Consider the following 20,164-nt stretch of genomic DNA (forward strand, 5'->3'; position numbering starts at 1 on the left):
TATATACAATTACACTTTCATAGAAGATATAAACCTAAATAAAATTTTTATCCTTATTTTAGTCAAATAATTTTTGACAATAAAAGCATAGTTGATATCGTAGTCTTATAAGTAAGTGGCTTGCAGTATTGTAGGCAATTAATTAATCGTGGTGTTGATTGTATGATAGTGATTTCGTTGTTGTATTGGTTGAAGTAAGTTTTTGTATGTTTATTTGTGAGGGTGTTTATGCAAGAAAATGAGCCAGTTTTGCCTCCCATACGCGTCAAGTTAAGAGATTGTGAGCAAATTTAGAGAGGTTAAAGTGGATACTCTAGCCCTTCTACGTTTGTCTTTTAATGAAAATCGCGACCAAGTTATAGTGAGTTTTTTAAGAAATGCTTTTAAACTATTAATTTTGGTTAATACTAAAAATAACTCTCTAACCCGCCTTTTTAGCTCAATAAATGCCTTTGTTAAGCTAAGTTCTGTATTCTTTTTCACTTCTGTGCAACCAACTATGCCGTGAAATATAAGAATTGCGCACAATTTAGCATATAGTTCACATAATACTCTGCATGGCTTTCCTTTTAGCTTATCAAGCCTGATATGGCTTTTATACAATTTAAATAATAACTCAATTTGCCACCTTACTCTGTAAATCGTTAATACTTGCTCAGCACTAATTTTATTTTCTGGAACATTAGTTATAAATATTGACCAGTTCAACAATTTTTGATTTCTTTTAGAGGATGTATATCCCTGCGATCTTGCTAATCTATTAGCTTTCCTTCTTCTGGCCATAGACTGTTCTTCAGTTAGTTTCTGACATATAATTCTTACTCTAATTTTTGCTTCTTTTCCTAACAATACCTCGTTTTCTAAAAATAACTTATCCTCTAAACATTCTAATAACTCCATTTTTTGATTTGTTTCTACATCATATATGTTGGTATCGGATTTATAACGACTTATGAAATAAGCTCCTATTTCATTGATTTGTTTAAAAGAACTTGGCACAAAATAACCGAGATCAGATATTAGCAAATCATTGCTTAATATATTACTTAAATGTTTCCTATATCCCTGGTCTGATCTTACCCCCTCCGTTAAATTAAGTTGGTCTATTATCTGATTCATGTAGTCGAAAACTAATTGTAACTTTATTCCAGACTTAGTATTGCTTTCATAGCCACTGTAGCTAGTACCATAACCTTTATACATCTCTTCCATACTGTTAGGTAGAGTAATATAGCTACTGTCCAATAATTTAACACTATTAAATTGCTGTAAGATTTTGCAATCAACTTGCAAGATATTTTTAAAGAGAATCACAGATTCATTATACATCCTTTTCATAAATTCCACTGCTTCTTCAGTAAATCTAAAATCCAAACCTTGTTTTGTTATATCTATCGAGTCCTCGTTTAGTAATTGACACATTGTTTCTACGCTACAATTATCAACTCCTATATTACCCAAGACCATGGCTTTTACGAATGATGAACCTTTTAGCTTTCTCTTTCTTTTTATAAACCTTGTTGTAATTGAGATTTTCTCTGCTTTTTCATTAAAAAATTCTTTGAGCTTTTTTGATAAGCAAGTTATTTTATTCATTGGTTCTCTCACTAAAAGTATATCTGGGAGAACTTATACCTTATTATTCTATCTCTTTCATACCTTTATTTCCTTAACTTGACGCGTATGGTTTTGCCTCCAGGCTTTCGTGTAGGAAAAGCAACTACAGATGGAAACTGTTTTTTTGATTCGTTTAAGCAAGGACTAGGACAATTAGGAATGAGCGCTGCTGTTGAGGAACTGCGAGAATATTGTAAAGAGTTTGCACAAAATAACCCACCAGAATGGTTCATAAATGCTATTGCTAACAGTTATGACAATAATGGTGTAGTGCGTAGGAAAACTCCAGATTCTTATGCAAAAAATATTCTAAATAACAATAGATGGGGTGATTCCGAAGTTGAAGGTAGAATACTTTGTGGAAAGTATGGTGTAAAACTGTATGTTATGGAAAGACATGTTGTGGATGGAAAAGAGGTATGGACAAATCAGATCATAAATAGTGAAGAAGGTTCTAAGAATGTGGACAACATAGATTATAATGAGGAAAATACTATACACATAATAAATAGAGGCCATGGTCATTTTATTCCAATATTGAGAAAACAAAACGACAGAGGAAGTGGTGAGCCTCTTAATGATCTTGAAAAAAAGATCGAAGGTTACCTTGGCGAATCTTCGCATTTTGTTGATATATTTGGGAACGTTGAAGTAATTTATTTAGGTCGTTACAATAATCAAGACTGCGTTGAAGAAAGAAATTTGAAGTTTGCTGTTTTAACTAATAAAAGAGACTCAGAAGGTCAACAAATTGTAAGGTGCTATACTATTTCTTATAGAATAAACAGTCCTGACTCAAGATTCAGTGAAGAAGAGATGGAATTGGTAAGAAACAAACTACCTGATAGCGATACTGAAGGGAAAAAACGAGCATTTGTGTTTCAAGAGTATAAAATGTTCACAGGAAAAGAAAGGAAGGGGAATGATAGAGAATTAGTCTGTAAATCATTTTCTGAAAAGCAAGAATTTACTAGAGAGTTGAAATGTCCATATAATGAATTTGTAGCATCAATCAGGGGCTTTGGTTCACGTAGTCTTTTTTCTCCTGTACGTGCTTCTACACCAATTGCCCGAAGAAATATACCTAAAGGACATGATAAGGCTTACGCGTATAAGTTTTTAGAAAATCTTCTTAGAATAGAGATGAGTCCTGATGTGCTAGTAGATATTATAGTTGATAGTAAAGATGATACTAAAATCGCTGTAGTAGGACGTCCAAAGGTATTGGGAAGTTCTACAAAACAAATGCGTCATGTTATATCATATTCTTCGGTAAAGAGTGCTATTGAAAGTGTAATAAAAGCAGAAGGTGACTACGAGTTATATGTGAAAAACATGGTAGAACAAGTTATGACTCCACTAGTAATGAGCAGAGAAGGTTTGTGTTTGACAGAAGAACAGTATAATAATCTTAAAGAGAAAGAGGTTATTTCTTCTGGTAAATATGATGAATTTAAACTCACGACTGAAACTAAAAAAGGACAACGTAAAAAATATCACTTAATATACGATAAAGAGATTATAGAAGCCATTAATAGCAAAAAAATTTTTACAGAAGAAAAAATAAAAAAAGCTCGCTCTGATTTTAATGCAAGACTTAGAAAATACATAAGCCATGGAATTGATTATCTAACTGATGGATTAGCTGCAGAAGATATAAACACTGTTACAATAATGTGTGAGGGAGTTGCCAGAATAATATTAACTATGTTTAATCAAGACATACATGCTGCTTTTCCTGAAGAAGGTAATACTCTATCAGAAGAAATTCGTTTATATGAGAGCCAAAACGATGCAAAAGAAACTAAAGCAAAGGTGTTTAGTGTATTGCTACATGACGAAATCACTCAAGAGATAGTCGGAGATTATAATCTTCGTATTAGAATTGTGAATAATGAAGGATATATAGTAAAGAGAACAGCATGTGCGTTGAGTGTTTTAAATTCTTTACTAAAAACTACTTCATATAATATCAATGAAAAAGAAAGTAAGAAATATTTGGATGATTATAATGAAAAGTGTAATTCTACTATTAGAACACATAGTCAAGATTTAGGTAATTATAATGGGAAGATTAATAAAAATAATCTAAATGATGTTCTTTATAATCATGTAGCAAAACATTTGTATGAAGTATTTGATTTTAAACCGTTGGAAAAAAGAGTATTAGCGCCAAGAAGAGAGGCAGGGGATGCTATCAAAGTATATCCTTCTGCTGGTGGTATAAGAGAAGCAGAATATTTAGTACAAGAAGGAGATGAATATAGAAGGTTAAAAATAAATGAAGCAAAAGGTTATAATGATAAAGCAATATTTCGTTCAGGAATGGCTAATAAATTAATAGGAAAAATACTATCTAGTAAAATTGTTTCTCATGTTATTATTCATCTAGTGCCATACAGGTACTTGAAGGATGGTTTTATGGAAAGTGCAGTGGAAGAAGGATTAGGAAATGGAATGCAAAAGATACTAAAGTCTTTTATAGATTTAGTACAGCAAGACTATATTAATGCGCCATTTCACGAAAGAATTGGAGAAGTACTAAATGATGATTGGGTAAATCGAACACTTGAAAAATATCAAGAACAAAATCAGTCTTTTTCTGAAGCAAGCAGTATCATTATAGAGGAAAGTGATACTAAAAGACCGCCAGAAGAAGGTGGTATCGATGAGACTCATATTGAAAAACTACCAAGAGAAGGCGGTGTCAGTGATATTGAACAACGCTTAAAAGGAAAAGGTATTAAGGAAAATATATATAAAGGAGGTTATATGAAAAAACGTAAAAGTAATTTACAGGTGGCATTTGAAGGAGCACACTCAGATTTCTTATGTGATGCAGTGAATAATAATAACCCTGACTTGATTACACAATGGGTGGAAAATAACCTAATGAAAGGTGACGACCAAATAAGAGGTGGTAAAACATCAAGAACTGCTTTTTATGAGGCAGAAAAATCACTAATTAGGAAGTATATTCGTGAGGGTAAGTTTGGTAGTATTGTCACTCTTCTTGATGCGGTTCATAATGAGAAGTTCAAAAATGAGGATAGCTATAAAGAATTAAAAATAAAAGAATGTGAAGTACTGACAGGTGCAATAGTAATGGCAAGAGGGTCTTTGGAAAGAGATGACACTATGCACAAGAATCTGAATGATTTGTTAAAAGATAAACAAGAGAAATTAAAAAAAATGGAAGATATAGATCTTGAAAAAGATGGAGTATCTACTAAAATAACAGAAGCCCTTAACATAGTTCAGGTTAATTCTGCAGGTAGTTCTAAGGGTAAGTAGTAAATTTCAATGTTTTATTAAGGTTTTACAAGTGTGTGGTAGGGAATACTATATTAATTTCGTTTTCCTACCATGTCACTGGTAGTAGGTTTATAAATTCTATATAGTTTTGCGGCGTTTTTATGTTGAGTGATCATGCAGTACCAGACTGATACTACTCCAATAAATAACGATCTCTTAACTATAAAAAACCTCAAATTGTTCGTTCCATATGTGTGATTATGTTTCATTAAAAATGCCTTCCTTGATTTTTGGATGTCAGATAATTTAAACGTAAGATACGCTGTATATGTCAAATATTTATTGTAGAACATAGTGGCCTTAGTCAGAAAAAGTTGTAGAGGAGTTTGGAATATTTCTATACAAGTATTAATAAAAAGAATTGCATTCTATACATTTGCAAGTGGAGTAATAATGATTTATTAATGTATTTTACTAAGAACTTAAATAAAACAGCCATTTCCAGCGCTCAAAACCAAGGGCCGTGAGAAGAGTTTGTTTTGGGATGTGTTGGTCTACCATGTGTACCGTACGAACTTTTTTATACGGTAATTTTATTATACGCTAAAACTAACCACATTAGCCCATTTCACCCACATCTACATACGAACTATTTTGCCTAACTTTATTGCAAAGATTTCAAACTTCTATTTTTATAACCTTATTTTTAAGCTGCTTGTTCTCACAAAGATACGCCCTTTTTTGAAGGAGTAAACAATTGAATTTTTTATAACACTAACTAGCATGGTACTTTCACTAAAATATGTTTTGAAAAAGTTAGTTGACCTGTAAATAGTTCTCTACTAATATTGGCATGTATTTGTTTATTCTGCTGAAGTTGCTCTATACAGGTTTGCTGTAAAAACTTCAGCAGTTTCCGTACTCCTTTAAAGCATCATATTCCTATATATTCAATATAGCTGGTGTTCTCAATTTTGTTGATCTATAGTAAAATTGGCTAAAACTTCCAGTAATAAACAACTTTTAACCTAGCAGTACTCACCATAAAAACTTAACAAAAATATGAGTAGTAAAAAGATTATGTTGAAATTAGCTTGACACATACTACACATTCTATATAATATATTCTATATCTAGGGCTAGGAGGTAATATGGGTATAGGGTCAGTAAAATATATTTCAGAACCTATCAGTGAACAAAGTAAACACACTGATGAGCAAAAACTGAAGTGTGACCTAAGCGCTGGACAAGAGTGTTCAGAAATAGGTAGCCCAAAAACAGAAGCAACTGAATTACCAGTAGATAGTTATTATGAATTCATTAAGCGAGATTTATTTTGGGCTGATAGAAGTTTGATAGATGATAAAAAATACTTAGAGGATTTAATAGATGAGTGGCTTATTCATGCACCTCACTTAAAACTGGAAGAGAGTCAAAAAGAGTTAAATCAAAAATTACTCAATAGTATTATAAAAGATTTTAATATGGGAAATTATGACTCATTTTCAAATCTTAAGCAATTTTTAGAAAGTAACGAGAAAAATAAAGACCTGAAGTACGTTCTTAATCTAAAAAGAGGGCATCTAGGAACAACAGTATTGAATGTGTTTGTCGCACACGATGAAGCCATTCATCCTCTTCTCAAAGCTGGTGCTGATCTAAATATGCAGGATAATAAAGGTAAAACACTTTTGCATGATACTGCTATTTATTCCAGTGAGTATGAAGGTCTAAAGTATCTCTTAGATGCAAAAACTGATCCAAATATACAAGATAAAAAAGGTAATACACCTTTACACTATTATGCTGCTAATTGTAATGATTATAGCAGAAAGGTTATGGATTTACTCATAAGCAAAGGAGCTGATTTAAACATAAAAAATAACAATGGAAAAACCCCACTGCAAATTGCAATTGATAGCAACAATATTATAGAGTGTTTTTTAACTGACAACCAAAAAAAGTTAAGAGACCAACTACGTAAAATGGTTAAAGCTACAGATTCTGATGAAGATTGGGATAATCCTTATGGTCCAGGTGTTGAAGATCTGAAAAAATTTTTAGATAAACATAAAAATAACCAAGATTTAAAGATAGTTTTAAATGTTAAGGGTGATAGTTCAATTTGGCCGTTTTGTCAATTTCCTGATGTAAAAGCTTTACTCTTAAAAGCAGGAGCAACTGACTTTGTAGGTAATAAGCAAGATAATTGTGAAAAATGTGATAGTCTCTTGTCAGAGATGTATCAAACAAATCAACTTGCTAAGCTAAATAAGTTTTTGAGTAAGGTAGTAAAAGCTAAAAGCATGATTGAACTACAGGAAGTTGTAAATGAGATTATAGCTTCTGGAATGAGATTAAATTTTGCTAAAGACAAAGATTATTACTTTGCAGATCACGTACTAGAAAAAATTGCTAAGTTAGAAGGAAGCTATGGAATTGCCAGTGATATAGTATGTGCATTAATATCGAGAGGAGCAAAGTTAAAAAACTCAGATAGTTTAAAAGTCATTGATACAATAGAACGAGAGTTTAAAGATCATAAAGCTAATGTAATCAAGGCTCATGTAGAGTACATTAATTATGCTGAAGAATTTTTTAGAGTTGCAAGGGATGCTACCAGTGGTCAACTGTGTGATGGAAAAATCGATAACAGTGTATCTTACTTAGAATACTCAGAGGATAGTATAATAGATGTTGCAAAAATCACAGATAGAACAAGGAATTTAGGAATACCTCAAGGAGAAAAAGGATATGGAAGGAGTGTAATAAAAATTGGCAAAAGTGAGGTGGAAATTATAACCCAAGATGGCATAAGGAATTACACAGATCTTACAGAAGGCAGCGATATAGTATTAACTTTCTATACCAGTTTGGGAAATATAGACGTTAGACTGTATCCTGACGTACAAGATAAAAGCAAAATTATAGTAGAAGTGAGTAATAGAGAGGAAGTATTGGAAAAATTCAAAGGTCATGAAGAAGAATTAGGCGAGGATTGTGCACTTGGTGATTATTGTGTCTACTGTGCTATTGAACAGGGATATTTTGAAAGGTCTGGAAAATTAATGCATCCTGAAGTAATAAGCGAGTCTAACAACAAATGGACAGAACGTGAAGAGTTAAGAAGGGATTCTATGGAGGAAATTGCTAGAAGGCATAAGTTATTACAAGATTTACGCAATATTGAGTCTAATATTGTAAAAAAGGAGAAGAATTTTGACGTAAAAACTTACCTGATAGATATCTTTAAAATTTTATCTAGGTTCTATGAAGAAAAAGGGGATATTTCTAAAACAGACTTAGCTAAAGCAGCAGAAAAGGAAAGTAAAAAATTGGGGTTAGAAGGTAAATACAACTGGAGTAAGATTTTTGGTTTAGAGGAAGAAATTATTGAAAAGGCAGAAAAACAAGGTGATAAAGAGCAAAAATCAAACATACCTGATGATTTCTATTTAGGGCACGCAATCAATAATGGAAGCTGTTTTTTTGATTCATTCAGGCAAAGTCTGGAACAACAGAAGGGAATCAAAGTTACTGTAGAGCAGTTAAGGAATGAGTGTAAGAGATTTGCGCAAGACAATCCTCCAGAGTGGTTTATAAGTAAAATTGGCAATGACTTTGATGAGGTTGAAGGTGAGTTCGTAAATCGTGGAATTACGTGTAACCAATATATCAATAGCATTGGAAAGAATGAATTTTGGGGACGTTCCGATATCGAGGGCAGAATACTTTGTGATAAGTATGGTGTGAAATTGCATGTTGCAGAAAGTAACCCATTGCACACTATTGATAAGCAACAAGATCCGTTCTTGCATCAGTTAATAGATAGCTCAGGATCAAAAGCAGGTAAGATAGATTATAGTCACAATAGTGTCTTACATATGGTAAATGGAGGCCATGATCATTTTCAACCCCTACTTTATAGAAATAAGGCCTTGGCAAAACAAACGCAAGAACAAAAAGATTCCTTATGCTATTCAAGCTTGCCAAGCTGTAGTATGGATGAGTTAAAGATAGAAAAAGCATCTCATCAACAGAAGGCACTGCTTGTAAGTAGACCATAGCTTTGTATATGATTTGTTACACAGCAATGATGGGAGAAGTTTATTTAGTAAGTTGAAAAAGAAACTATTTTATTTAAAAAGTTTACTTAATGTTTATGGATTTTCAAGTACACTCTCAGATTCAAAAGGGGCTATAGATTGCTCGACATGTACTATTTCCTGGAGTTGTGTGCTGAAGTTTAGAGTATTGCCTTTTTTGATGTTTAAAGAATTTTCCTCTAAATCTACTATTAAAATATGCAGCTAAAATTGGATACATCTTCTACCATTGTTGCACCTAATATGCTAAAATCTTCATCACTTATATTGATTTTCTACATAATTGATTTTGTAACATTTATTTGCTCTTCTATATCAATTTCAACATCTTTTTGTGTGGCCCTTTGTAGTAGCTCCTTTTGCAATAACCTCTTTTAATTTTCTGGCACATACTTTTTTCGATGTTTTTTCATATTGTTGTTTTTATAAACGTTACGACGCTGAGCCGTAAAATTTCTCCCTTTGCTCACTCCACAGCATCGGTATTTCTCTCAAATCAACTAATTTCAAATCTCTTGGCTGTCTCCCATTTACTATGTCTTCTTTAATCTTTGGTGCTAAATAGTTCAACCTCAAAATTTGCTGTATACGTCTTGTACCTATATTAATTTTGGCACTCAGCTCTTTCACACTTTCGTATTTTCCTTCCTCCAGTTGCCGTTTCCACAGGTAGGCTCTTACCACTGCTTTCAGTAGCGCATTATTTGTTTTTCCTTCTGGTTCTACTACTGTGCATTTGTTCCCTTTCTTTTTTATTGGTATAAATTTTTCCTCTGATTCAGAATGCACCTCTATTCCATCTTCTCTCACAAATACTGCTTTTATTAACTTTTTCACTACTTCTTTTTGCTTTCCAAAACTTAAATTTTTCCACTCTTCCGCTTTTTCTTCCCATTTTTCATATAAATCTTCTGCTCTCTTCATTACTTCTTTTTCTACTTCTCCTGCTATTACATTTCGGCTTCCTGATTCACAACCCTTTCCCCTTAAATGATTGTTGCATACGTAATATCGATATCTCTTATTCTCTTTTTTTGAGTATGTCAGCGTCATATTTACATCACAGCTCTTACATTTAATTATTCCCTTTAGTAGCGCTTCCTCATATTTTACTCCTCGATACGGTTGATTACTTATCAATTCTTGTGCTTTTTTCCACTTTTCCTCTTCTATTATTGCTTCATGCTTTCCCTCATACTGTTTGTCATAATGTCTTATCTTTCCCACATATATTGGATTTGTTATTATTCTTCTCACCGTCGCTTTTTTAAAGATATCTGATTTCGTATGGTACCCTTGGCTATTTAACTCTCTTGCCAACTCTGCCATTGACTTCAGCTCCAAATATCTTGCAAATATATGCTTTACTATTTTTGCTTCTTTCTCATTTATTATTAATTCTTTATCTTTTACATCATACCCAAACGGCAAAGTTCCTCCCATCCATAGTCCGTGTTCTTTTGATGTTGCTATTTTATTTTTTACCCTCTCTACTATCATTTCTCTTTCTAGTTGTGCGGCTCCTGATAACACCGTTTGTACGAACTTTCCCATTGGCGTATTATTGTCAAATATCTGCGTTACTGCTACAAAATTTACTCTATGTCTTCTAAAAAATGATGTTACTTCGATGCTGTCTTTTGTTTCCCTTGATAATCTATCTAGCGTATATACTACTACACAATCTACTTCTCCTTTTTTTACATCTTCAAATAATTCCTTTATTGCTGGTCTTTCTAAATTCTTTCCTGAGAAACCTCCATCGTCGTACCTTTTGGCCAATGCTACCCAGCCTTCTTTGCTCTTTATGTACTTCTCACATGCTACTCGTTGCGCATCTAAACTGTTAAACTTCTGCTCTAGACCGTCTTCATTTGACTTTCTCGTATATATTCCACATCTTATCCCTTTACACATTTTCCCTTCCCTTTTGATCACGCAAACCAAATAGGAGCGGCCCATTGTAACTCATTCCCATTATTTTTCCGGCTACTGCTGATAATGATGTGAAAAATTCTTCTCTGTAGATTAAACCCTTATCTGTTACCATTACTGCGTGAGTCTCTTCCCCTCTCTCTAATATTAGCTCTGTTCCCTCTACCATACGCGTCAAGTTAAGGAAAAGTGGTATAAGGAAGAAAGGAAACGAAAAAACTATTTTATATATTAAGTAATAAAGTTATTAATTTATAGATTCTTCTGAAAAAATTATCTTCTTCTAGATAAGAACTCCCTAAAAAAATAAATGTAACAAATAAAATGCCCATCTCAAATGTTGCTATATTTCACGATATTTCCTTAACTTGACGCGTATGGTTAGGGTTAACAGTACCAAACGTTTTGTTAACTACTGCCATAGGGTTCAGCATTGTCATCAAGTGAAGCAAAAATGGTCTGTTTATCAATTCTGGGTGAGGAATCTTAAGGTAGGGTGTATCAAGTGTCAGGTCATCCCATAACAAAATATCCAAATCAATAACGCGAGGTGCCCATTTTTCATAGACCTGCAGACGGCCAATGTCACATTCAATTTGTTTAAGGCCCTTTAACAGCTCTTCAGGAGAAGAAGAACAACTTCCATACACAACCATATTTAGAAATGGCCTGTCCCACCCAGGTGAAGCATCATTTGGTAAAATAGCCTTAGTTTCCAGAATAATTGAAGATTTTAAATTTTTAAAATAGCGTTCCTGCAGTAACTGAGCAGCCTTTTGTAAATGGGAAAAGCGATTCCCCATATTTGAGCCAATAGAAATGTAAATCATTCTTGCAACGCATTACGATAAGTAAAGAAAACACCTCCATGCACACTGGGGACAGGTGGTGCAACTTTGTGAATAGTTACGCCTATAGAAGAAATAATAAGCTTTTTTTGCATCACAAGGTTATTAATGGTCCTGTATATATCATGAGTTAAATGCTCGATTAAGTTGAATTGCTTGCTTTGAACGAGAGATTGAATACTCTGAACTACCTCCAAGTAGCATATAGTATCCTCAAGCCGGTCAGTTGTAAGTCCTAAAGGGGGGGATTTAAAGGTAAAATCAATATTAACACTAACTAATTGAGAATGATACTTCTCTTCTGCACTATAGCCTAAATGAACCCAAAGCCGTAAGTCAGATATAAGAAGATTACATGCAGACATTGCATTCCAACATCACTCAGTTTAAGCTACTTACAACTACTAACACACGCTAGCATTCATCATTCCATCAAGAAAACCCCACAAGAGCCTTGCTCCCTTTTGAGCACCCTGCATAACTTTATCTTGCTCTTTTTCATCTAGATCTTCAATAAGATTTGCACATTCCTCAGAATGCCATTCATCAGCATGCATATGGACCGTAAAAAATTGAAGAGAACGCTCATCACTTATTGAATAGTGTTTTTTTAAACCTTCAATTTTAGACTTGGAAACCTCTGGAGTTTGACGTTCGTAAGCGTACAAGGCTCCAAGACCTGCCGCAAAACCTGATCTTACAATATCAAAGTAACCATCAACTAACTCCTGTGTCTCTTTAATCTGTGCACTTTCACGAAGATCAGATCGCGCAACGCCAAGCCCTTCAGCAAAACGTTGCCATAATTCTGGATGATTTTCATCACCTTGTTCCTCTTCTATTAAATTACCAAGTAAAACCTGTCGCATTTTTAGATCTGGGCACAAAAAATGTATACCACTGATGTAACGAGGAAACGCAGCAACGTGGTGATAATATTCTTTAGCATAGGTTTGTAAAGCTTGCAAGCTTAAGCTTCCTGTATTCCATGACTGGTAAAATGGATGATTTAGTAAGTGCAATTCATCTAACTTGTTATTTAGAGACTTAGTAAATTCCATCATTTCCCCCATTACATTAATATATAGTTCATATACTATAGTTTTCTCATTGTTACGATCATGCTAAGATCAATACAATGGTGGGATTGGTAGGACTCGAACCTACGGCCAATTCGTTATGAGCGAACTGCTCTAACCTACTGAGCTACAATCCCTTTTATCAATATTTATAATACACACAAAAGCAAATTTGTCTATTAGCTTATTTCACTATCAACCCAACTTGACAAATCATTTGTTGCACCAATTTTGCGTGCAATTTCCTTACCATCTTGAAATATGATTAAAGTGGGTATAGATTGCACTCCATACTTACTTGGCGCTTCAGTCCCTTCATCTATGTCGAATTTGCAGATCTTAATCTTGCCTTTTCTATCCTTAGCCAATTGTTCTATACGTGGCATTAGACTTTTGCATGGCCCACACCATTCTGCCCAAAAATCTACCAGCACGAACCCTTTATAGTCAGTGACTTCAGATTTGAAATTTTGATCATTTACCGATGTAATATCATCACTCATAAAATACCTAAATTTTTGTAAAATATAGCGTATCTATTAGCAGTTAATCAACTAAATTCTTACCGCAGAGCTTGAAAAATTGCCCTAAAGTGTTTTGCACAAACAAAAAACTTCTATTACATCTGGTGGTTAAAGATATCCACGTTTTCCCAACCCATTAAGTCTAACTCAATACGAGTAGGAAGAAATTCAAAGCACTTTTGGGCCAATTCTTTTCTATTTTCACGTTCCAGCATTAAGTCTAGCTTTTCCTTTATCCTGTGGAGATACAAAACATCAGATGCAGCATAACTTTTTTGTTTGTCTGTTAAATTTTCATTTCCCCAATCAGAAGATTGCTGCTGCTTATTTAGTTTGGTATCAAGCAGCTCTAAGCACAACTCTTTTAAGCTATGATTATCTGTGTAAGTGCGAACTAAACGTGAAGCTATCTTTGTGCAATAGCACGGAAGTGCCCAAGTTTCCAAGTAATAACGTATTATGCTCACATCAAATCGCGCGAAGTGAAATATTTTAGTTATATTTTTATCCTCTAATATTTTTCTCAAATTTGGCGCTGTATAATCGTTCTTGAGTTGAACTAAGTGAGCGTTGCCATCATTAAAAGAGAGCTGCACAAGGCATAATCTATCTCTGCTATGAAGTAGCCCCATTGCCTCGGTATCAACAGCTATAGACCTTACATCATCTGGTATTGAACTAGCTGGCAAGTCGTCTTTATATAAAAATATTCCCATAAAGCTTTGTGGAATAATTAAAAACTTATGATAATCAAAAATGAGCCTTAAGTATACGAAAAGATCATAGAAGGAACCACGCAAATTTATGGGCTCTCACATTTTTCATGTACACGGGGTTTACAAATCGCTGTATATGCCTATAATTAAGTAAATTTAGGTTAATTTAATTGCGGGAGTAGCTCAGTTGGTAGAGCGCAACCTTGCCAAGGTTGAGGTCGAGGGTTCGAACCCCTTCTCCCGCTCTTTGCTTTCAAAATCATTTCGTCAAAAATCCCTTGACAAACTCCGCTAGCCCCCTTATCATGAAACTGAAGCTATTGTATTTGCTTTCGCCAATCTGCAGATTAAAAGGTAAGGATTACTTAATGTATCGGCGTCTTATGTTCAATTTTTTGCAGTATATAGATACTGTATGTCTTTACAAAACTTCATCTACATCTAGATTTTTATCTAAATAAGCTGAACGCGCTTATAAAGCGTTACAAGACATCAAAAAATGCCAATACTCGACAGAGATAGTAAAAGACTAGCTAACTCGGGGATTCTTTGTCTTTTTTTCTGCTTAGTAAATTTCTTAAACATTTGCAGCGTAAGTTAGTTGCAATTAAAAGCAGCTGAATTTCGCTTGTCAAGCGTTTAAAACATAAAAAACGCCAATATTTTAAAGCGGATAATAACCACGGGGCTTCTTTTGCCTTTTTTTTCATTTGGTAAATTTCTTAATGTTTGTGGCTGAACGACAACCGTCATCCCGCTACTTGTTAGCGGGATCTCTTGTTAGCGGCTGAGATACCGCGAATGAATCGCGGTATGACGTAGGACTGCTGTCATTCCAGCGCGTGACGCTGGAATCCAGTTCTTATTACCTGGTGTAAAGTTAAGTTTCCTGGATCCCAGTGTCTGGGCACTGGGATGACAAGAAAGGAGCACTGGGATGACAAGAAAGAGGCTACTTGGATAACAGAAGAAGGAGGCTACTTGGACAACACCCTGACAACCATCATCCCGCTACGTGTTAGCGGGATCTGGAAATACCGCGGCGGTATGACGTAGGACTGCTGTCATTCCAGTCTGGAATCCAAAAAAGGATGATGTCATCCCAGTGCTTGACACTGGGATGGCTTTGTTGCATCACACTTTATGAGATGGTGATTTATGGTAAATTCATGTAACTATCTCAAATTTAGCCATACCAATATCAGTGAATTTATTAAGCAAATAGCATTTAGTTCTTTTTCTCGATTTATCTCAGATTTATTCCTAAAACTAAATCCGAATATTTGCTTTAATCTTGAGAAAAACCCTTCAATATAAGATCTTTTCCCATAATTTACTTCTTTTTTCCATTCTTTCATGCCATCTTCACCGTATAATTTTATTAACCTAATAGCAGCATTCCTGTTAGACATATAATCTATTTCTGGATGTTCTGCCGCATTGTTTATTGGTGGAATTTTTGTCTTTATATCATATTCGTTACACAACTTATAAAACTTGTGCCTATCACATGCTCTATCTGCATATAGTGCTTTTATGGCATGCTGAAAATCAACTTCTTTTAGCAAATCACAAGCTCCATAGTGATCAGCCGTTACTGTATTTTACAGCTATGGCTTTTTTGTTGTTTATATTCAACATTACGTGCAATTTTCTCGTTTGCTCATAGCCACGATATTTTCTGTCAGTGCTATTTTCCTTGCTGTGTGTTGTTGTATATACTAATTCCTGTACTGTCTATAGCAATTTCGATATCTTCCATATTATAGCTCTTTCCATAAAAGTCCGGATGTGATAGGATAAGGGTAGATGATGATAAGGAGGTTGAATGCCAGCAGCATATAGTTATGATTTAAGAAAAAAAGCAATGGAAGCGCTAGACGAAGGAGAAAGCAGAGAAACAGTGGCAGCAAGATTTAAGATTGGAAGAACTACTTTATGGGAGTGGCAGCAAAGAAGAAAAGAAACAGGAGACTTTCAATCAAAAAAACTTGGAAATGGGGGTTACAATCACAAAATTACCGACTGGGATACCTTTGCCAAATTTGCCAGAGAACACGGAGGAAAGACTCTATCGGAAATGGCTAAACTTTGGAACAACGTTAGTATCCAAACGATCTATCGAGCCCTTAAAAAAATTGGATTTACGCGCAAAAAAAGACATATGGATACAAGGAAAGAAACGAAGAAAAACGTGCTGAATTTTTGAAAATTATAGCGACAAAAGAACCTAAAAACTTAGTGTATATAGATGAGTCTGGCATTGATAACACCGAAGACTACCCCTACGGATATTGCCAGAAAGGACAGCGGTTTTATGCCTTAAAATCTGGAAAGAAAACTCAACGAATCAGTATGGTTGCAGCCTTAAGTGGAAGAAAGATAGTTGTTCCGTTAACCTTTGAAGGCCACTGTAATATGGATGTTTTTAATGGATGGTTTGAGCAATTTTTGACACCGATCTTGGAACCTGGACAGACTGACCTTACCCAGAAAAAGTGGAGAGAAAGAAAGGAGTTTTTTTGGGTAAAATAAAATTTTGGAGGATTAGAAATGGCAAGAGAATATACGGCAGAATTCAAATTGGAAGCTGTTAAGCTGGCAAATGAACAAAGAAAGGTAGGTCAACCAGTTGCAAAAGTAGCAAGAGATCTAGGAATAAGGGATAGTGTATTAGGAAAATGGATGAAGAAATATAACGAAAAAAAGTCAGCGGCAAATGCATTTCCAGGTAGAGGTAACATGGCTCCTTACGACAAAGAGAGGTTTGATTTACAAAGCAAGAGTAACAAGGGAAAGAGACATTTAAAAAAAAGCCCTGGCCAGTCAAAAAGAGTAAAATATTTTTTTATATAGTAACTGCTATAAAGTACAGGAATTATGTAGGATTTTCTGCTAGTGGCTACTATAAGTGGACCACAAGAAAAATAAGCAGTAGAGAATCAGCAAATAAAGAGCTACTCGCAGCTATTCAAAAAATATATCAAGTTTCTAAATGTAGATATGGAGCTCCTAAAATTCATGCTGAATTGAAGGCTTTGGGTAAAAGTTGCAACTTAAAAACAGTGCAAAGTATTATGCAGAAAAATGGTATTCAGGCTATATTGAGAAGAAAATTTAAAATTAAGAAACAACAAACGGACAGTAGCTCCCAATATATTAGACCAAAACTTTATTGTCGATCAACCAAATAAAGTATGGGATTACTTATATAAAAACCAAAGAAGGATGGCTATATTTGGCAACAATAATCGATCTATATTCACGCATGGTAGTTAATGAGCAGTTCAATAAATAAACAATTGGTTATGGACTCTTTATTAATGGCCGTTAACAAGCGTAAACCTGCCAAAAATCTACTATTACATAGTGATCAAGGTTCACAATATACTTCGCAAGGTTATCAATATCTCTTATCCATAAAAAACATAGATGAGTCATAAAGGTTGTTGTTACGACAATTCTGTTGTGGAAAGCTTCTTTAGCTCATTGAAAAGAGAAATACTTATTGATACTTCACAACACTCTGCTCAACAAACTAGAACTGCAATATTTGAATACATAGAAATTTTTTATAACAAACAACGTCACTATTAACTATTGCATTCCTGAGCATTTTGATTCATCATTCTCTTTGTGAAAAACATTCCAAACTTTCTCTCCACTTTTTCTGGGTAAGGTCAGTCAGCTACTTGGATGACAGGGGAGGGAGGTGCTACCCTGACAATCGTCATCCCGCTACGTGTTAGCGGGATCTAGAGATACCGCGAATGAATCGCGGTATGACGGTCTGCAGCGGTATGACGTAGGGCTGCACTAGCTATATCATGCATTTTATTAACCGACACTATAAACAATATCCTTACAATTATGAGATTGAACCACAACTTGCTCAAGCGTTAAGCTGCTGCGTTTAGCGTCTTTACTGTGATTTTCCCCAAGAACATTTGTTCTTTCTCGTTTTATTTCCTCAATGAATTTCCCATTAACATCTTTAGGATCAATCTCTTCTTCAGAATATATAAGGTTAGTGCAATTTGTTTTTCTATAATAATGCACGCCAAGACATATAATTGATAATGCAAGTATACCAGAACCTATAAGTAATGATAATCCTATGTTATTAGTCAAAGGGTTTTGGTAAAATTTTTGTACACCATTAACACCATGTGTTGCAAGTAGCCCTAGAGGAAACGCTATATTTGCAGCAACTACACCAGTAAATAATGCAGTAAATATTGGTCTGTCGTTAATTACTGATTTTATTTTATTAGTTCTAGTAATTACTTTTTCGTCAATGTTAGTGAAGCCTTGTTTAGCTTCCCAAGCATTAAGTACAAAATTTGAATGAGTGCCATTGCTATATTCCAGTCTTACAGATTTTATAGCTTTATCTTTTGGCTGGTGCTCCAACACCTCAGCTAAAATTTTATCCGCATCTTTTTTTTGAATGGAATGTTCTTCAGTATCTATAAATTGCCTTGTTGCAAAAAATATTGGACCAATTGCAAGCAATGCAGCAAGTGCGATAACTGGTATAGTGATATATTTTGGGCTGTTTGTAAAAAATGCAATAAATTTTGCTTTATCTTGTAAATATAATAAAGCTGCAGATATACTGAGTATAATAGCACTTGCACCAAAAATTATAAAACCCTTCTGCTGCATGGCATACTTTGCTCTTGGCAAGAATCTGTTTGTTTTTTTATTTTTTAAAATTGCATCGTCATTTATGTTAAATTTACTATTTGTAAGCAAAGACTTTTTAGAGCCATCTGCTGCGCTTGTGTATGATGGTAGTGAGCCAGTTGGAGGTATACTTGAGCTGTTAGTTCTTTGTAAATCTTCTAATATTTCACTATTCCAAGGTGGACTAAATACTGTCTCTTGAGAAGGTGATCTGCTTAGAGTTGAATTTTGTGGCACGTCAACATGAGTTTCTTCACCTTTTGTTTCTTCTAGGGAAGGAGGTGATACTTGAGTCTCAAGAGTTAACGGATCTCTTGAATTAGCATTGCTGTTTTTTTTCTCTTTAAATTCTTCCTCTAACAAAGCTTCTAAAGCTGTATTTTCATCATTTTTTTTCGGAGTACTTGTCCTAAGTGCTGGTATTGGTAAAATTCCTGGTGTTATCTCGCCATCTTCACTTATTGATGTGGAAGAAATTAATGTTACTGTTTGTTCTTCATTTACTGGTCCAGGCATATTCACTCCAAAATTAATTACTATGCTGCATTGATTACGCTATAGTTATTAAGATATAGTAAATACCAATTTACGGATAATTATTAGTATAGAAATTGTCTATCAAAGATTCTTTCATTCAGAGGGTAATCTTTGTCAAAAAGCAAAGTGATTGTGTTCTCATGGTCTTTTTGTATTTTTATCTGTGATATATCATGAAATTCTTTGTAATCTGATACTACAAGTGCTGGACGGTTTTTTGTGTCTTTAATGTCAATTTGTACGATTGTATCGTTTGATATTAACGCTCCATTCCAATGCCTGGGGTAATAGCTATTGATAGAGGTTAATGCAAGTAAATTTGAATTTAGCGGCAAGATTGGGCCACCGGCAGAGAAGTTATATGCAGTGCTACCTGTGGGAGTAGATAATATTACTCCGTCCCCTCTAAATTTTTCTACTTTTAGCTTATCATTAATAGTGATATTCATTTCTACTATTTGGTTTGCTTTTCTAAAAACATATACTTCGTTTACTGCTATGTAATGATATCTCTTGCCACTTGTGTCTGTTGCTTCCATTTTTAGCAAAGTTAACTGAGTTGAAGTTGCATGCTCTATATGATCAATTAAATCTTCACTGCAGCTAAAGCATTTATTCATCAAAAACCCAACATTGCCAGTGTTTATCCCATACACATGCATGTTTTTATTTTCTATGACGTAATTGTGCAAAGTGCGTAGCATAAAGCCATCACCGCCAACAACTATCAATAGATCGATTTCGGACTTATTTTCTTCTGTTATATTGATAAAATTAAGTTTCTTTAATAGTTTAGATACTTCCTGCGATTTTGGTGATGGAGAAGCAACATAGCCTATATTTTTGTATTTATGCATG

General features: G+C 34.2%; 12 protein-coding genes, 2 tRNA genes and 4 pseudogenes. 5 read left to right on the forward strand and 13 right to left on the reverse strand.

The window, feature by feature from the left end; translation table 11 throughout:
* Positions 1–270 precede the first annotated feature (270 nt).
* Positions 271–1,596 carry an IS4 family transposase gene (locus tag ACQH2Q_RS05050; RefSeq protein ID WP_264339118.1) on the reverse strand — a complete coding sequence of 442 codons (1,326 nt, stop codon included), beginning with the start codon at positions 1,594–1,596 and terminating at the stop codon, positions 271–273.
* A gap of 87 nt (positions 1,597–1,683) precedes the next feature.
* On the opposite strand from ACQH2Q_RS05050, the gene ACQH2Q_RS05055 reads away from it, so the two are divergent.
* Positions 1,684–4,911 (forward strand): hypothetical protein, encoded by a 3,228-nt coding sequence (locus tag ACQH2Q_RS05055; RefSeq protein ID WP_425383421.1) that lies wholly within the window; start codon positions 1,684–1,686, stop codon positions 4,909–4,911.
* A gap of 1,112 nt (positions 4,912–6,023) precedes the next feature.
* The gene (locus ACQH2Q_RS05060) at positions 6,024–8,939 is read left to right on the forward strand and encodes an ankyrin repeat domain-containing protein (RefSeq protein ID WP_425383422.1); all 2,916 of its coding nucleotides are present in this window, start codon (positions 6,024–6,026) and stop codon (positions 8,937–8,939) included.
* A gap of 471 nt (positions 8,940–9,410) precedes the next feature.
* Here the strand turns inward: ACQH2Q_RS05060 and ACQH2Q_RS05065 are convergent, their stop codons facing one another.
* The 8 genes and pseudogenes from ACQH2Q_RS05065 to ACQH2Q_RS05100 form a co-directional block, all read right to left on the reverse strand.
* Entirely contained in the window at positions 9,411–10,895 is a 1,485-nt protein-coding gene (locus tag ACQH2Q_RS05065) for a recombinase family protein (RefSeq protein ID WP_425383423.1), read from the reverse strand.
* A pseudogene (locus tag ACQH2Q_RS05070) lies at positions 10,888–11,079 on the reverse strand (DUF2924 domain-containing protein); the annotation flags it as partial. The pseudogene ACQH2Q_RS05070 and the gene ACQH2Q_RS05065, both read right to left, overlap by 8 nt.
* A 184-nt stretch (positions 11,080–11,263) precedes the next feature.
* Entirely contained in the window at positions 11,264–11,743 is a 480-nt protein-coding gene (gene folK, locus ACQH2Q_RS05075; RefSeq protein WP_341817539.1) for a 2-amino-4-hydroxy-6-hydroxymethyldihydropteridine diphosphokinase, read from the reverse strand.
* On the reverse strand, positions 11,740–12,126 hold the full coding sequence (locus tag ACQH2Q_RS05080) for a dihydroneopterin aldolase (RefSeq protein ID WP_007548841.1): 387 nt from the start codon (positions 12,124–12,126) through the stop codon (positions 11,740–11,742). Before ACQH2Q_RS05080 ends, folK begins: the two co-directional genes overlap by 4 nt.
* Before the next feature lie 39 nt (positions 12,127–12,165).
* The gene (locus ACQH2Q_RS05085; protein WP_155969607.1) at positions 12,166–12,822 is read right to left on the reverse strand and encodes a CADD family putative folate metabolism protein; all 657 of its coding nucleotides are present in this window, start codon (positions 12,820–12,822) and stop codon (positions 12,166–12,168) included.
* 78 nt (positions 12,823–12,900) lie between these two features.
* Positions 12,901–12,977: transfer RNA gene (locus ACQH2Q_RS05090), tRNA-Ile, on the reverse strand.
* 42 nt (positions 12,978–13,019) lie between these two features.
* The gene (gene trxA, locus ACQH2Q_RS05095; RefSeq protein ID WP_425383424.1) at positions 13,020–13,343 is read right to left on the reverse strand and encodes a thioredoxin; all 324 of its coding nucleotides are present in this window, start codon (positions 13,341–13,343) and stop codon (positions 13,020–13,022) included.
* Positions 13,344–13,459: 116 nt separating this feature from the next.
* On the reverse strand, positions 13,460–14,080 hold the full coding sequence (locus tag ACQH2Q_RS05100; RefSeq protein ID WP_015589270.1) for a ribonuclease D: 621 nt from the start codon (positions 14,078–14,080) through the stop codon (positions 13,460–13,462).
* A gap of 172 nt (positions 14,081–14,252) precedes the next feature.
* Here ACQH2Q_RS05100 and ACQH2Q_RS05105 point away from each other — a divergent pair.
* Positions 14,253–14,325 (forward strand) — tRNA-Gly (locus ACQH2Q_RS05105).
* A 288-nt stretch (positions 14,326–14,613) separates the two neighbouring features.
* Here the strand turns inward: ACQH2Q_RS05105 and ACQH2Q_RS05110 are convergent.
* Positions 14,614–14,790, reverse strand: coding sequence for a hypothetical protein (locus ACQH2Q_RS05110; RefSeq protein ID WP_338481703.1), 177 nt, complete (start codon positions 14,788–14,790; stop codon positions 14,614–14,616).
* A 457-nt stretch (positions 14,791–15,247) separates the two neighbouring features.
* Positions 15,248–15,845: pseudogene (locus tag ACQH2Q_RS05115) on the reverse strand (transposase); the annotation flags it as partial.
* A gap of 63 nt (positions 15,846–15,908) precedes the next feature.
* Here ACQH2Q_RS05115 and ACQH2Q_RS05120 point away from each other — a divergent pair.
* Both ACQH2Q_RS05120 and ACQH2Q_RS05125 read left to right on the forward strand, forming a co-directional pair.
* Positions 15,909–16,561: pseudogene (locus tag ACQH2Q_RS05120) on the forward strand (IS630 family transposase); the annotation flags it as partial.
* A gap of 72 nt (positions 16,562–16,633) precedes the next feature.
* Positions 16,634–17,720, forward strand: a pseudogene (locus ACQH2Q_RS05125) (IS3 family transposase).
* A gap of 197 nt (positions 17,721–17,917) precedes the next feature.
* Here the strand turns inward: ACQH2Q_RS05125 and ACQH2Q_RS05130 are convergent.
* Both ACQH2Q_RS05130 and ACQH2Q_RS05135 read right to left on the reverse strand, forming a co-directional pair.
* Positions 17,918–19,285: a hypothetical protein gene (locus ACQH2Q_RS05130; RefSeq protein WP_264339076.1), complete on the reverse strand. Its 1,368-nt coding sequence runs from the start codon at positions 19,283–19,285 to the stop codon at positions 17,918–17,920.
* Positions 19,286–19,368: 83 nt separating this feature from the next.
* Positions 19,369–20,163, reverse strand: a complete 795-nt coding sequence (locus ACQH2Q_RS05135) for an NAD kinase (RefSeq protein WP_425383425.1) — start codon at positions 20,161–20,163, stop codon at positions 19,369–19,371.
* Position 20,164: the final 1 nt, after the last annotated feature.

Origin of the sequence: Wolbachia endosymbiont (group A) of Melieria omissa, assembly GCF_964031125.1 — a bacterium.
Lineage (GTDB): Bacteria > Pseudomonadota > Alphaproteobacteria > Rickettsiales > Anaplasmataceae > Wolbachia > Wolbachia pipientis.

Bases quoted from the DNA above. Each gene is read 5' to 3' on its own strand.
- ACQH2Q_RS05050 (WP_264339118.1), bottom strand. From the start codon at position 1,596: ATGAATAAAATAACTTGCTTATCAAAAAAGCTCAAAGAATTTTTTAAT.
- ACQH2Q_RS05055 (WP_425383421.1), top strand. From the start codon at position 1,684: ATGGTTTTGCCTCCAGGCTTTCGTGTAGGAAAAGCAACTACAGATGGA.
- ACQH2Q_RS05060 (WP_425383422.1), top strand. From the start codon at position 6,024: ATGGGTATAGGGTCAGTAAAATATATTTCAGAACCTATCAGTGAACAA.
- ACQH2Q_RS05065 (WP_425383423.1), bottom strand. From the start codon at position 10,895: ATGTGTAAAGGGATAAGATGTGGAATATATACGAGAAAGTCAAATGAA.
- folK (WP_341817539.1), bottom strand. From the start codon at position 11,743: ATGATTTACATTTCTATTGGCTCAAATATGGGGAATCGCTTTTCCCAT.
- ACQH2Q_RS05080 (WP_007548841.1), bottom strand. From the start codon at position 12,126: ATGTCTGCATGTAATCTTCTTATATCTGACTTACGGCTTTGGGTTCAT.
- ACQH2Q_RS05085 (WP_155969607.1), bottom strand. From the start codon at position 12,822: ATGGAATTTACTAAGTCTCTAAATAACAAGTTAGATGAATTGCACTTA.
- trxA (WP_425383424.1), bottom strand. From the start codon at position 13,343: ATGAGTGATGATATTACATCGGTAAATGATCAAAATTTCAAATCTGAA.
- ACQH2Q_RS05100 (WP_015589270.1), bottom strand. From the start codon at position 14,080: ATGGGAATATTTTTATATAAAGACGACTTGCCAGCTAGTTCAATACCA.
- ACQH2Q_RS05110 (WP_338481703.1), bottom strand. From the start codon at position 14,790: ATGAAAAAAAAGGCAAAAGAAGCCCCGTGGTTATTATCCGCTTTAAAA.
- ACQH2Q_RS05130 (WP_264339076.1), bottom strand. From the start codon at position 19,285: ATGCCTGGACCAGTAAATGAAGAACAAACAGTAACATTAATTTCTTCC.
- ACQH2Q_RS05135 (WP_425383425.1), bottom strand. From the start codon at position 20,163: ATGCATAAATACAAAAATATAGGCTATGTTGCTTCTCCATCACCAAAA.